The organism is Wolbachia endosymbiont of Spodoptera picta (assembly GCF_018141665.1).
GTDB lineage: Bacteria > Pseudomonadota > Alphaproteobacteria > Rickettsiales > Anaplasmataceae > Wolbachia.
In genome coordinates, this window is sequence record NZ_CP067976.1 from 110,976 (window position 1) to 125,519 (window position 14,544).

The 14,544-nt window shown below is 33.3% G+C and carries 9 protein-coding genes; 4 read left to right on the top strand and 5 right to left on the bottom strand.

Translation table 11 applies throughout. The features are described 5' to 3' along the window. Positions 1 to 3 precede the first annotated feature (3 nt). A complete protein-coding gene (locus tag JKF54_RS00495; RefSeq protein ID WP_211908154.1) occupies positions 4 to 636 on the bottom strand; it encodes a glycoside hydrolase family 25 protein in 633 nt (210 codons plus the stop codon). A 177-nt stretch (positions 637 to 813) separates the two neighbouring features. On the opposite strand from JKF54_RS00495, the gene JKF54_RS00500 reads away from it, so the two are divergent. Beyond that, positions 814 to 2,076, top strand: coding sequence for an MFS transporter (locus JKF54_RS00500; protein WP_211908156.1), 1,263 nt, complete (start codon positions 814 to 816; stop codon positions 2,074 to 2,076). A 7-nt stretch (positions 2,077 to 2,083) separates the two neighbouring features. Here JKF54_RS00500 and JKF54_RS00505 read toward each other — a convergent pair whose 3' ends face one another. The 3 genes from JKF54_RS00505 to JKF54_RS06175 all read right to left on the bottom strand — a co-directional run bounded on the left by JKF54_RS00505 (position 2,084) and on the right by JKF54_RS06175 (position 5,466). Then, positions 2,084 to 3,007, bottom strand: coding sequence for an RluA family pseudouridine synthase (locus JKF54_RS00505; protein ID WP_211908683.1), 924 nt, complete (start codon positions 3,005 to 3,007; stop codon positions 2,084 to 2,086). Between the two features lie 108 nt (positions 3,008 to 3,115). Continuing rightward, positions 3,116 to 4,990, bottom strand: a complete 1,875-nt coding sequence (locus tag JKF54_RS00510) for an ankyrin repeat domain-containing protein (protein WP_246433186.1) — start codon at positions 4,988 to 4,990, stop codon at positions 3,116 to 3,118. Beyond that, complete coding sequence (locus JKF54_RS06175) at positions 4,954 to 5,466, bottom strand: hypothetical protein (RefSeq protein ID WP_246433187.1); 513 nt, start codon at positions 5,464 to 5,466, stop codon at positions 4,954 to 4,956. The genes JKF54_RS00510 and JKF54_RS06175 overlap by 37 nt, the downstream gene beginning before the upstream one ends. Positions 5,467 to 5,639: 173 nt before the next feature. Here JKF54_RS06175 and JKF54_RS00515 point away from each other — a divergent pair, with 173 nt between their 5' ends. Further along, on the top strand, positions 5,640 to 6,926 hold the full coding sequence (locus JKF54_RS00515) for a Na+/H+ antiporter NhaC family protein (RefSeq protein WP_211908158.1): 1,287 nt from the start codon (positions 5,640 to 5,642) through the stop codon (positions 6,924 to 6,926). Between the two features lie 174 nt (positions 6,927 to 7,100). Here JKF54_RS00515 and prfB read toward each other — a convergent pair. After that, positions 7,101 to 8,202, bottom strand: a protein-coding gene (gene prfB, locus JKF54_RS00520; protein ID WP_246433188.1) for a peptide chain release factor 2 whose coding sequence is annotated in 2 segments (ribosomal slippage) — positions 7,101 to 8,135 and positions 8,137 to 8,202 — 1,101 coding nt in all. Because the reading frame shifts where the segments join, the coding sequence is not laid out codon by codon here. A 155-nt stretch (positions 8,203 to 8,357) separates the two neighbouring features. Here prfB and mgtE point away from each other — a divergent pair. Both mgtE and JKF54_RS06180 read left to right on the top strand, forming a co-directional pair. After that, positions 8,358 to 9,728: a magnesium transporter gene (gene mgtE, locus JKF54_RS00525; protein ID WP_211908162.1), complete on the top strand. Its 1,371-nt coding sequence runs from the start codon at positions 8,358 to 8,360 to the stop codon at positions 9,726 to 9,728. A gap of 489 nt (positions 9,729 to 10,217) precedes the next feature. After that, positions 10,218 to 14,156: an ankyrin repeat domain-containing protein gene (locus JKF54_RS06180; protein ID WP_246433189.1), complete on the top strand. Its 3,939-nt coding sequence runs from the start codon at positions 10,218 to 10,220 to the stop codon at positions 14,154 to 14,156. Positions 14,157 to 14,544 lie beyond the last annotated feature (388 nt).

The following is a 14,544-nucleotide window of genomic DNA, read 5'->3' on the forward strand; positions in this document are numbered from 1 at the left end:
ATATCAAAACGTTTGGTCTAGCGGGACTTGGCCCTCTGTTCCGTCTACTTCTCCTTGAGAGGTGTAATTCCAATAAGTATAGTTTTTACCCGCATCCTTCCAATCTTTAGGTAATTCAGGCTCCGATCTTCCTCTCCAATCAGCAACCCATAATGGGTAGTGAGAAAAATTATGTTCTTCTTGTGTATAGTAATCATTCCACGTTTTTGGTGAAGCATATACAATTGGACTGTATCCTTTTTCATTCAATTGAGTCAATAAAGAATGAAGTTTTTCGGCTCTCTGTGTGTTAGTGTGTTTTGTAGGATCATCACATTTTGTTGTTCTTCCTTCGCAAATACCAGTTGTAGCACTAACAGCTAACTTATTTGTACCTGGCTCAAAATTAGCTTTTTTAAGTTCGTTAACTATGTTATTCAACTGACCTTCAGGTGTTGAGGTCATCCTAAATACGTGATATGCCCCAGCTTGCACATTATTATCTTTCATACTTTGAAAATTTTGTCCAAATTTAGTGTCTTGAGAAGTTTCTCCCTCAGTTGCTTTGGCAAATGCAAACCTTACCCCATCCTTTGCAACTTTCGACCAATCAATCTCTCCATTCCAATGAGATACGTCTATACCTTTTTCACTCATACTAACCTCATAATTACAATAAATGTTGAATATAAAATATAATAGTGAAAATTTAATGAATATCTTTTGAGCATATTGTAAACAATTTTATACTAAAACAGTTACAAAGTTCTAAACTACAATCTATAGACAAAAATACTTGTTATTAGTAAGTTAAATTATAGTGAGTTAAAAATCATGAACAATATTCAAAAAGCAATACTATCAAGCATAATCTGCAATATGATTATATGGTATGAAATAACTCTGTTTGGAGTTTTAACGCATATAATAAGCAACGTTTTTTTTCCTTCAGAAAGTGATTATTTAAGCACAATCAAATTTCTTGGCAGTTTTGCAATTGGATTTGGATTTAGACCACTTGGTGCATTTATTTTTGGTTACATTGGAGATAAATACGGCAGAAGGAAAATTTTGCTGACTTCCGTAATATTAGCTTCGATATCATCTACTACAATTGCGATTATACCAAGCTTTAAAGAAATAGGAATATTTTCTCCTATATTGCTTCTGCTTTGTAGAATAACACAAGGAATGGCAGCAGGTGGAGAAACAAGTATCAATTCAGCTTTTTTAATAGAGCATTCAAGCGATAAAAAAAATCTAGGCTTTTTAGGTAGCATGAAAGCTTTTAGTGGTGCTCTTGGTTCTATTCTATGCTTTGTAATGATAGCTATTTGCAAAAAGTTTACAGGTGAAAGTTATGAAATTTGGGGCTGGAGGCTGCCCTTCTATTTTTGCTCTATTATGGGTGTAATAGGCTTTTTAATAAGATACATAATGGAAGAGAGTTTAGCGTACAAAACTCATGACCAAAATAAAAGCTTATCTAGTTCTCCATTTTTTGAACTAATCAAAACCTACAAAAAAGCATTTATATTAGCAATTGGACTTGGTATTGCCCAAAATGCAATCGTTTATTCGGTAATTATGTTTTATAACATATCTGTCAAAGAACTTACCTTCTCAGGCATTGATATTAAAAATCTAGTAAGGATCATGGTTGAAATCACATTTGGAACGTCTGCAGTGCTGTTTGCAATACTTTCTGATAAAATTGGAAGAAAAAATGTGATAATTCCTACATTAGTAACTTTAGCTTGTGTTAGCTTGCCGGTACTTTCGCTATTATCATATGATAATCACTATATTATAACATTCACTTTTCTGTTGATGAGCATACCGATAGGTGCATCTTTTGGAATATATAATTCTCTTGCCTGCGAGTTATTTCCAACGAAAGTTAGATGCACTGGCTTCAGCTTAGCTCATAACATATCAGCAGGTATTTTTGGTGGCCTTTCTCCATCGATATGCATGTGGCTTATAGAAAAAACTGAAACAAAACTTGCAGCAGGGATTTACCTTACTGTTTGTGCATTGATTAGCCTAATATCTGTACTTCAAATTAAAGCCAAAGACAAAAAAATTGATTGGTGAAATCGCTTCAGTCAAAAGATAGCGCTTCAATAGATTTTTCGATATGTTTAGGGACAGGAGCAGTAATAGTGACTTCTTTATTATTTGGCAATTTTAAAGACAAAGAATATGAATGCAGGTGAATCTGATTTGCTACTCCATCAATAAAAGCTTTTTTACCGCCATATTTACCGTCACCAAGAATAGGGCAATTTATATGAGCTAAATGTACACGTAACTGATGGGTTCTACCAGTAATTGGTTGTAATTTTAGATAAGCGACATTGTGTTTTAGCCCTGACACAATTGAAAAGTGTGTAGTGGCATTCTGTAGTGAGTCTTCATCAATGACCACTCTTTCTTGTCCTGAAATATATTTTTTCACCAACGGATAGTCTATTGTTCCATTATCTTTGCTCGGTATACCAGAAGTTAATGCTAGGTAAGTTTTTTTTATCCTCCGTCCTTTAAATTCTTCCATAAGGTATCTTGCAACGCTAGCATTGCGTGCGAATATTATTACTCCGCTTGTATCCCTATCCAGCCTATGAACAATTTTAAATATTTCTCTCTCTCTTATTTGGTCAAGTAAATCACTAATGCTAATTTTTACCTTTATGCCGCCTTGAACAATGACCCCTGCGGGTTTGTTTATAGCTAGTATATATTCGTCTTCATATAATATGTTCTCTCTTAGTAGATTCACTAACTTTTCATTATATTTGCAGTCAGAATTAGTGTTCTCAATATAGTCTAAGTATCTTATCATTATAGCTTGCCCAGAGCTTACCCTATCGCTGGATTTTGCCGTGCAATTATCAACCTTGATTAATCCTTTCCTTAAAGACTTCTCAATTGCAGATTGTTTCAAATTGGGAAAAATTCTTCTGATGTACCTATCGAGCCTAACGTTATTGTCTTCTACTAATATAGTTTTGATACCTTCTGACATCTTACTTATAAAAATTTTATTGTGTAAACTAAAATCTAACATAGCTAATGTACTCCTCAGTTTCAGCTACTTGCATCGAGTGCTACGTGCTGGAATTTAGAGGATTATTTAACTATTTATAACAGCTTCATATTTTCCTACAGCTGAGTAAAGTGGTAACAATGATAGTTTCTCGATCATAGAGAGGTGAGTATTAGGCTCTTTAATACTAGGGCCTGGACACGCTTCAGTGTTAGGCCCTAACTTCATACACTCAATGCCGTTAGCTAAAGATGTTACTCTTCCTACATTAACATTTTTAGTGCGATATGACCACCTGAAAGGACTATGTAATATTTGTTCTTTTACTCCATCCATTTCAGCTGGACACGCTTTAGTGTTAGTCCCTAACTGCACACATTTAATGCGGTCAGTTATAAGTGCTACTCCTTTTTCATTAAGTTTAGCGTTATACTGTAATTGTTCAATTTGATTAGCTTGATCTCTTATCATACGTTCAAAGTTGATAGATAGATGTAATTCTATTTCTCTCAACATATGTGATGCTATGTGTTGCACTGTCATTAATGCTGTGTTTCTGAGTATACTTGATTCTAAGTCAAGCTGTGTAAGTATAGCTAGTGCTCTTTGTTCTGCTTCCACTAGAAGATTACTTATACCTTGACGTTTAGCTAAATCTCTTACAGTTTCATAACAATTATCAGGCAATGAAGGATTTGCGCCATAGCATAGTAAGGTTATTACTACTATCCAGTTTCTACGTTCGACAGCATAAGTTAAAGGAGATTCCCCTAAGTCATTCTGCGCATTAACATTTGCTCTATATAAAATTAAGATCTTTACTACTTCCGGATGGTTATACTTGGCAGCTTTATGTAAAGCAGTTGATCCTAAATCATCACCTGCATTAGCATTTACTCCAGCTTCTAATAGAGCATGTACCATTAGTGTATCACCATGTCCGGCAGCACAACGTAAAAACTCAGCTCCCATCAATTTCATCACATCCTTCCATATTCCAAGTTGTATCATAGTAGTTACTGCTTCTAGATAATTATATGGACAAATAGAAAGTAATATTTTCTGTGGATCATTCGTCTCAATACTTGCTCCATGGGCTATTAGATAATACATTACTTTTCTATTGCCTTTTGTAGCAGCACAATTAAAAGGAGTCCATCCCCATGCATCCTTATGGTTAACATTTGCTCCATATTTTATTAAGAGCTCTACTGCTTCCACATTACCATTCGTAGCAGCAATATGTAAGGGAGATCGTCCAATTAAATTATCCTCTAGATTAACATCTGCTCCATGTTCTGATATGCACTTTAATAGGGCTTCTAATATTGAAATATCGTTCTTTGTAGCAGCCCAATATACAGGAGTCCATCCAAATACATCTACTATCTCAATATTTTTGTCAATATTCTTGTCGTTTTTTATTATACAATCCACCATTGCTCTATCAACATTTGCAACAGCAATATGTAAAGGAGTAAGTTTAAGCGCCCCATTCTTCTTAACATCTGCTCCATTATTCATTAAGAACCTTACTACTTCTTTATGGCCATTCCTGGCAGCTTCATATAAAGCAGTCAAGTTCATCAGATCTTCCACATTAGGATTTACCTTATTCATTACTAAGATTTTTGTTATTTCTATATCGCCATTTACAGCTGGCTGATATAAAGTAGTCCGTTGAGATGAATCCAACTGATTAACATTTGCCCCTTTTTCTATTAGCTTGCGTGCTACTTCTGTGTTCCTATCTTCAACAGCCCAATGTAAAGCAGTCCATTCGGAAAACGGACCTGGTGCATTAATATCGATTCCTTTTACTTTAAGCATAGCATTTATTAAATTGCTCAGCTTAAAATCAATAGCTAAATATAATAACGTGTATGAAAAGCGTTCATGCAAACAATCTATTTCAAACCAATAATTTACATCAAATTTGGCTTTCTTCCACTCTTTATACACATTTTTACTTTCTTTAGTCTATTTAATGTTTTTAGTATCTTTTGTGTATCTAGCATCACTGGTACCTTTTCTGAGATCTTTCGTGCATTTAGCACATCCTCTAGCGCCACTGCTTTTGATTCTTCTGATGTCTCTTGTACACCTAACCTTTTTAGCATTCTTTTTACCATCTGTTGCGCATTTGACACCCTTGACTTCTTTAGTATCTTTTTTGCTTCTTCTTTTGTCTGCGGTACATTTACCACCTTTAGTCTCTTTTTTAATGGCTCTTGTGTCTCTTGTACTCTTGGAATCTTGCTTGATACTTCTAATCCATGCGATATCTCTTCTAACATTCTTGATGTTTCTGCTTGCCCTAGTATCTTTACTTCCTTTAATAGCTCTCTTATTCTTTCAATTACATTGTCTTTACTTAAATTTACCTCTTGATCAATTACACCTAATATTATGTTCCACTGTTCATATGTCATTACCATAGCTTTACCTCATACTATAGAGTATTTTTTGATGCTATATATTATGGTAGAATAGTCAACGCATTTTCCATAGCGTAACTTGAGAGTCTAAAAGGACTGTTATTAACTTACAGAAAACCAAGCTTGCCTGAAACCACTTAATTGATTATAATCATAGGTTTTAAGGCAGTAAAATGACAGCTTTTTTTCCTTTGGTTATTTTTTTGATCTTATACCTTGGAAGTGGTGTCTATTTTTCCTTTATTGGAATTGATAATCCGCTTCGCCAAGTTTCACCGGTAATTTGCCTACTACCGGCGCTATTTTTTGCTGTTGCATGCAGTGCAGGTAAAATTCAACGTAACATCGATACTGTCATCGAGGGTATGGGCGATAAAAACACCCTTACTATGTGTTTAACTTTTCTATTTTCTGGAGCATTTTCTGTGGTGACTCAATCAATTGGTAGTGCAGATACTGTTGCTGATTTAATTCTCAATTTCCTTCCAGCAAGATTACTACTGCCTGGAGTATTTTTGGCTTCCGCTTTTATATCAACTGCAATTGGTACGTCTATGGGAGTTGTTGTATTAATGGTACCAATAGCTGTTAACTTAGCAAAAAGTGGGGCTTTTGGTCTTGAAATAGGAACTGCAACTGTAGTTGGAGGTGCCGTATTTGGTGATAATCTTTCAATGATATCTGACACTACTATTGCATCTGTTTCTTCACAGGGGGCCACGATAAAGGATAAACTTAAAGTGAATTCTAAAGTAGCATTTGTTGCCAGCATTATAACGCTTGTCTATCTGGCAATTATGGCAGATAGTACAAAAATTATTCCTACATCAAATTTAGATTATTTATCAGTAATAAAGATTATTCCTTATATTTCTTTAATAATCATGGGGTTATTTGAAGTTACTACTTTAGTAACAATAACTATAAATATAATTGTTGCTAGTGTATTAGGGATGACTTTTTTTGACTATACTATCATTCAACTCTCTCATGACATATATGACGGTTTCAAAAAAGTAAACGAGATAGTGATATTTGCTCTATTTATTGGCGGATTGAGTCATATAATGTACAAGCAGGGTCAAAAGGCATTACACAAACTTATCGATGAAAGCAATATCACAAAAACTAAAGCTGAATTTGTAATAGCGGGTATAGCATCTATGTTTACTGTTTTAGTTGCTAATAATACCATTGCTATTTTATTAAGTGGCGATATTGCAAAAAGGCTCGCGCAAAAGCATAATATTCCGTCATACCGTAGTGCATACTTGTTAGACATTTTTGCTTGCGTTACAAAAGGCATTTTGCCTTATGGTTCCCAGCTGCTGCTAGCAGGTAGCATTGCTTCTGTCTCACCTATTTCTTTGTTAACACAAGTTTATTACTGCTTTATTTTAGCAGCAGTTACAGTAGGTGAAATAATCATCAATGGCAGACGTTGCGCGGCTACAACTTAATGTACGAAGATTTCTCTTCATATTACATTTTTGTGCCCATAAGAAACGAGTTGCCATTTTCATCAGCTACTTGGATAATAGATATATTCACAAAATTGTTCCATTTTTCTCAATAGATTTTGGTTTTCTTTTCCCCTTATTAGCAGAGCATAAAACTTAGCTTTTTAATAAATCTCATTTTAACTCCAATACACTAACTATGAAACAATCTATATTGCCATCAAAAACGGAATTTATATTGCCAACTTCATGTCCAGTCCTTAAATCCTTTACCATTTGATATGGATGCATAACATACGATCTGATCTGACTGCCCCAACCTATATCGCATTTCTTGCCATATTCTTCGGCCATTTTCTGTTCTTTTTTTTCCAATTCAATTTGATATAAACGTCCTTTAAGTAGTTTAAGTGCTTCATCTTTATTTTGATGTTGAGAACGACCATTTTGGCATTGAGCTACAACGCCTGTTGGAATATGCGTAATACGTACCGCGCTTTCAGTCTTATTTACATGCTGACCACCTGCTCCAGAAGCACGGTAAGTGTCGATCTTTAAATCCTTTTCATCCACAACAATATCTATTGAATCTTCAATCACTGGAGTTACTCCTACACTTGCAAAACTGGTATGACGTTTACCATTTGCATCAAATGGTGATATTCTAACCAATCTATGAACTCCACTTTCGCTTTTTGCCCACCCGTAAGCTTTTTCTCCGATGATCTTTATTGTTGTAGATTTTATACCAACTGCATCACCATCTAATTTTTCTACAACTTCAACTTTAAAATTGTGATAAATTTCTGCCCATCTTGTATACATGCGCATGAGCATCTCAGTCCAATCATTGCTCTCTGTTCCACCAGCTCCTGAGTGGATTTCTAAAAAGCAGTTATTGTTATCTGCTTCACCAGTAAATAAGGATTTTGTCTCTTTAAGTTTGATTAATTTCTCTAGCTTTACTAACTCACCTTTAACTTCAGAAAAAAATTCTTCATCATTCTCATCAATAGCAGATTTCATCAAGCTGATAGCATCGTTGTAATCGCTTTCTAGCTTTGAAAACGATTCTATGTCATGCTTAATTTTAGAGCGTTCTTTTAAAATTTCTTGTGCTTTTTGATTGTCTTGCCACAGATTATCATTCAACGCTTGAGAATCCAGCTCTTCAAGACGCAACTTCAATTTTTCTATGTCAAAGACACCTCCTGATAAGAGAAATACTTTTATTTAAGCCTTGAAAGTATTCAAGGATTTCTGGATGGGTTTTCATTATACTTTAGACTTTAATATATTTATTATCACTAACAATAACAGCAAACAAAATAGAAATTTAACCATATAATAGTTAATTCAAAATAATTTTATTATACTTGAATGTTCAATAAAATCAAGTGTGTATATTTATTAAAAAAATAAGGTAAAGTAATGAATATTAAAACAAGTTCTCATTATGGTTTAGACAAAAAGGCTATTGATGATTTAATAGAGTCTCTCGATAATCAAGAATTAGAGAATGTTCGTAATATTGTAAAAACGATAGATAGCGTTCAGTTAGCTTATTTTTTATCTACTTCGATCAGTGATCACAGGGAGAAATTAGTTAATATCCTCGATCAACATTTGTTAAGTGATGCCTTAGTACATGTAGTACCAGATTTACAAGTAGAGATCATAGAAATATTGGGAATAGAAAATACAGCAAAGTTACTAATGCTTCTTGATATAGAAGACATAGTAGCTATAGTGAAAGATTTAGATAGAAAGTCTATAGAAAATATACTTAACTACTTACCCAATGCAACTCAAAAATTAGTAGAGGAATTGTTATCATACCCAGAAGAAAGTGCAGGAAGGTTGATACATAAAAATATGGTTATAGCTCCATATTATTGGACGATAAATCAGCTAATGGAATTCTTGCGCAACTATAAAAAAATACCAGAAACATTTTATCAAATTTTCATCATTAACTCAAAATTAGAACCCATAGGCATTTTCAACTTAAATAAGGTAATATCTCACTCAGGAGAAACAATAATAAAAGAGATAATGAGTCAAGATATAAAAATAATTAAAACTGGAATGGACCAAGAAGAAGTAGCAAGAATATTTAAAGATTACGCTCTATTATCAGCTCCAGTAGTAAATAAGAATGGTAAAATTATAGGTGTAATCCTTATTGAAGATGTAATCAAAATTGTTCAACAAGAAGCAGAAGAGGATGTGCTTAAAATAAGCGGTGTATCTTCTAAATCTGATATAAATGCCCCTATACATAAAACTATAATTAAAAGACTACCTTGGTTACTGTTTAACCTCTTAGCTGCAACAATATGTTCTATAGTAGTTGGCTTTTTCGATAACGTAATACAAAATTTTATAGTACTGCCAATAATTATGCCAATCATTGCATCGATGAGCGGAAATGCAGGATCCCAAACAGTAACACTAACTATCCGGGCAATCGCAACAAAATATCTAACTGAGCAAAATGCAAAAAGAATACTGATGAAAGAATTTTTAATAGGTCTTATAAACGGGGTGATCTTATCTACTATTTCATTAGTAGTGTTAGCAATAAGGTTTCACAATGTCAAAGTGGAGATGATTTTTGTGGTCTCCATGATTATGATGTCAATTATTGCAACGTTCATCGGAACTTTCATTCCTATAATGCTTCATCGTTTAAGATCCGATCCTGCTGTTTCGTCTTCAATCTTAACATCAGCAACAACTGATATTCTCTCAGCTCTTATATTTTTTGGTCTAGCCACGATCTTTTTATTAAATAGCTGAATCTTGTTATATAAAAAAATTGCTTTACAAGCTTTACCGTCCACGTTATCATTACTCATAGATGCATTGAAGAAAAAAAATAACAGTCGATAAAGAAATAAAAATACATGAAACTGAGCTGCTTTAGTTTTAAAATAAAAACTAAAATAAAATGCTAAAGTATGCAAAAAAATTCTTGCTTTGCTAGGTCTCTTTAGCTACAATCCAGTCTAACGTAATGAACAAATGGGGTGTGAGTTAGATGCATTGTATTATGTATATCACTCAGAAAGCAATTCTGAATTTTTTAAGAATATATCTATTTTAGTCAGAAGTCAAAAGAAAAGCACACTGTTACTCAGCAATTAAAGTTACTTAGGATTACCGTAAGGTTTCCACAGCAGTTTGGTTTGGTACAGCTGCATAAGAATCAAATGTTGAAATCAATCTTCAGAAAAGAGGTTTACGACAAAACAATCAAAATATGAATATTAAAATATAGGCGGCTTTATGTTAGGTAAAGAAAATATAGGAGAACAAGTAGCAGATAATCAAATGGATTATGTAGATGCTGGATCAGCAATAGTTGATTATGAAAATATATTATCTAGTGAAGAACTTCAGTGTGGACGAAGTCAAGAGAGCCCTAGAGTAACAAGATCTTCATCTATAGGCAGCAGTAGTACATCGACTGATGATGAAGAAATGTTTAGCTGTATAAGCATTACAAGTGATGAAATAGTGAAAAAAGCAACTTTTTTTGTTAAGACTTTTGTTAAAGAATTCGAGGAAAAACTATCTGAATGTTCTAAAGAAGCAAAACCAGGTTCAAAAGTACGTAAAACAGGTAAAGTAGTAGCTAAGGTTGTATCAACTGTGGGTAATTATATTCCACCAAGTGTGGAGAAAGTAGGTACTTCTCAAGTTATGGAGTGTGTGAGTTTTATTTCTACAAACCAACATAGGAAAAAAGCAAAAATATTTTCTACAATAGTTGCGCCTTCAGAAGGTAACTTAAGAAAGATTTTAATAGAAGCTGGCTTGGAAATTTTTCAAAGTTTTGAGAAACAATTCACTAAAATTGTGGATACTAATCAGTTGTCTTATAATAGGGGGATTGAGAAGTTAGCAATGGATACTGTATCCAGAGTAATAAATTACACTACATCTTGCAACGAGAAAGGAGAATTTCCCAATCTTCACATAACTAAAGGTGTTATTTTAGGTAAATCAAAAAGAAAGTACCCGTTTACTACACGTACTGGACATCAAGTAAAAGATAAACAAAGTGGTGAAATGTTGATGACTTCAGAGTTATATGAAAAGGTGGGAATAGAGAAAGCAGAGGGTGAGATTATTAAGTATTATCAATTGAAGGAGCATGACTTTGCTGAAAAATACGGCTATCGGCTTCCCTTTAAGTGGGAATTAGAAAGTTGGGAAGAGTTAGAACAAAAATATGTACTTAGTGAAACATCTAAAAAAAGAGAGTATGTGCGTATTTTAGATGAGGAAAAAAAGAAAGGATTGGCTAGTAGTATATTAAAAGAGATCAATGAAAACGATTCAGCAAAAAAAAAGGATATACAAGAACTGCGTGAAGAAATCAGAAATTTACGAATACTTCATGAAAAAGAAGGTAAAAATACATTTTCCTTTAATTTGGGCTATTTACCAAAATTCTTTATAAAAAGAGAAGTGATGTTAGACGAATTAAAAAAGAAGTTAGATAGTAAAAATCAAGAAGTAGAACTGTCACGAATGGTCTTGATTAATGGAGAATATGGAACAGGAAAAAGTGAATTAGCTAGAAGCTACGCATATAGTAAGGAGAGTAATATTTGGACAAAAGTTATATGGATAAATGCTAAAACATATGACACTCTTTTCAATTCATTTCGTAATTTAGCTAAAGAATTAGAGATTCCTACAGAAAATGATAATGATATGGATTTTAATGTTGTTCGAGATAGAGAAATAGAATCTATTGTCCAGGATGTGTACCAGTATTTTCGAGACGTAAAAAGTCTTTTCATCTTTGATAACACCAGTAAGTATAAGGAGATCGAAAAATTTTTACCATCCTATTTTCCTAATTTGTTTTTTCATGGAGAAAAGCCTTACGTTTTAATTACTTCTCGTAGCAAGAATTGGGAAAAAGAAATAGAAAAGACACAGTTGAATGATGGATTTTCTCTAGGAGAAGCTATAACATTTATTGAAAGAACCTTAGAAGTAAAAGATAGGTTACAGGATTACTATCTAGTAGAGTTAGCACAAACATTGGGCTATCTTCCATTAGCTTTGACACAAGCAACAGCATATATTAAACAAGAAAAGATTAATGTTAGTGAATATCTAAAACTCTATAATGAAGAAATGAAAAAACCGAATCCTGATTGTCTCGAGGCGCTAGGTCTCACCAAAGAATTATTTATAACTTTGACGCTTAACCTTAATAAAATAAGAAGAGAAAAAAATGTTGGGCAGCAATCGCATGATATTGTATCATATATGGCTTACTTGGATCCCAATCAAATTGATATAGAAGAAATTTTCCTCCAGAAGAAATCAGAAAAAGGTAAGCAACAAGTTTTGGATGCTCTTAATCTACTCAATAAGTTTTCAGTGATTGAGCTGGAGGAGTCAATAGCAAGAGTTCATAAAGGGATACAAAAAACAGTAAGAGTAGAGAAAGAACGAACAGGAATAGAAGAAGAAACTTTAAGAGAAATGATGACATCATTTTGCATTATAAATCCGAATAACATTATATCTGTTTGGAGTCATGCAAGTAAATATGACAGATTAGTTAATGAATTTATTGATTCTATTTATGATAGAAGTACTATCTTACATTTACTAGCCAAAGATGGTAATGAAGAAGTTATTAAGCTGATATTAGAGAAAATAGAACCTAATAAATTAAGCAAAATTATTAATGCTATTGATGAAAGGAATTTTACTTCTTTAGATTATGCTATCATACATGGTCACTTAGGTACTGTTCAGCATCTTGTAAGGAAAGGGGGTGATGTAAATCTAAATAACACAAAAGGTATGAATCCTTTGCACTTTGCTGCCGTATATGGTCACTTAGATATTGCTAAATACCTTGTAGCGCAAGGGGCTATAATAAAATCATTAAACAAAGATAGTATGTGTCCTTTGCACTTTGCTGCTATATATGGTCACTTAGATATTATTAAATACCTTGTAGAGGAAGGAGCTAGTATAAATATAAAGGATAAAAATAACATGCGTCCTCTGCACTATGCTGCAGGTTATGGTAGCTTAAGTGTAATAGAAAAGCTTATAGAGGGAGGGGCTGATGTTAATGCTAAGAACAATAATGGCAATACTCCTTTGCATTGGGCTGTTAAAAGCAGTCATTTAGAAGTAGCTAAATTTCTTATAAGTAATCATGCTGACGTTAACGCTAAAAATAAAGATGGTTGGACATCTTTGCACTTTGCAGCTGCTTATGGCAATTTAAATATAGTTAAGCTCATTCTTGATAAAAGTGATTATGTTGATGCTAGAGGAGCTTTAGCCGTGGCAAATACGCTTAATGAAGAAGACAGCTTAGAAATACGAAACCTTCTAGAAGGAAGAATAAGAAGAAATGAAGAAATCACCCAACATCTTAACTTACAAGAAGAAAGCAGCTTCCTATCAACACGTGTCCATAATCGCCGTAGTATTGTAAAAGAAGATGAAAATTCATTGCAAAATGATAAGATAGGTCCTAATAAAATAGGAGTTACAAGCGGAACAAGTAAGCCATCTTCATTTATCAATATTTTTGCTTACACTACGGTAGATACTATGAAAGGTATTTTTCAGTTTGTTTCTTCTCCTTTTAAGGCAGCTATAAGTATGGAACCTTCTAAAGCTATTACAGTTCAAGGTATTGATAACAACGGTATACTTCTTTTATTAGATGTATTTATAAGGAAAATCACAGGTCAGAAGTATATTTCCACAGTAGTTCAGTCTATATCACAATTAGAAGCACAGGGCTATGCATTAAATATTATAGAGGAATTTGAGAAAGTAGTAGAGCAAGCTGCATTAAAAAGTGGGATATCAATACATCGGTTAAATATTGATTGTGTAGAAATGCAGAAAGAGGTTACTGCAAAAATCACGGGTGGTAAGTTTAATGAGATTTCAGGATTTTTAAACTCATATGTAGAGCAAGCATGCCACGATAGAGAAACAGGTAAGTTAAGTCCAAAGAAGTTTAACAAATTTATGATTGTATTTAATAAGGAACTAGATTTAATAGTAAATCAATCAATGCAACAGATATTACACAATAGAGATAGTACATTAGAAGTTGAAGAACAGCAAATAAACTTAGAGCCTCAAAGTTATTTAAGTAATACTTCTGTTCAAGGTCATTTAATTCAGGATAGAGGTTTAATCAATCAAGGTAAGGCTTAATTCCTTAGCTTTTTGATTTCATCTAGTAAAAGGTTGGTAATTTGATCTTATAACATCAATGGGCACACCAGCCTTTATTTTGTATGCATTCAAGCAATGTGTGACTACTTATGCAACCTAAAAAAATAATCATACACTGTCTTCCATGGAGGAAAATCTTTTGCTCTACTGGCAAATACCTTTCATTATGTATTGTATAACATTAATAATTGTTCCTATTTTGTGCTTTCTTGGCCACACCTTGTGCAACTCTTGGCTCAAGAAATTTCCATTCTTTGTCACTTACATCACCTGGATATATTTTTTACTGATCCTATCATATTATCTTCCTGATTTTCTTTCAAGATATGTTCTAAAAAGTAGAATCCGTTCAGCAGGGTGACAAAAT

Coding starts and splice junctions, on each gene's coding strand:
- JKF54_RS00495 (WP_211908154.1), bottom strand. CDS start 636: ATGAGTGAAAAAGGTATAGACGTATCTCATTGGAATGGAGAGATTGAT.
- JKF54_RS00500 (WP_211908156.1), top strand. CDS start 814: ATGAACAATATTCAAAAAGCAATACTATCAAGCATAATCTGCAATATG.
- JKF54_RS00505 (WP_211908683.1), bottom strand. CDS start 3,007: ATGTCAGAAGGTATCAAAACTATATTAGTAGAAGACAATAACGTTAGG.
- JKF54_RS06175 (WP_246433187.1), bottom strand. CDS start 5,466: ATGGTAATGACATATGAACAGTGGAACATAATATTAGGTGTAATTGAT.
- JKF54_RS00515 (WP_211908158.1), top strand. CDS start 5,640: ATGACAGCTTTTTTTCCTTTGGTTATTTTTTTGATCTTATACCTTGGA.
- mgtE (WP_211908162.1), top strand. CDS start 8,358: ATGAATATTAAAACAAGTTCTCATTATGGTTTAGACAAAAAGGCTATT.
- JKF54_RS06180 (WP_246433189.1), top strand. CDS start 10,218: ATGTTAGGTAAAGAAAATATAGGAGAACAAGTAGCAGATAATCAAATG.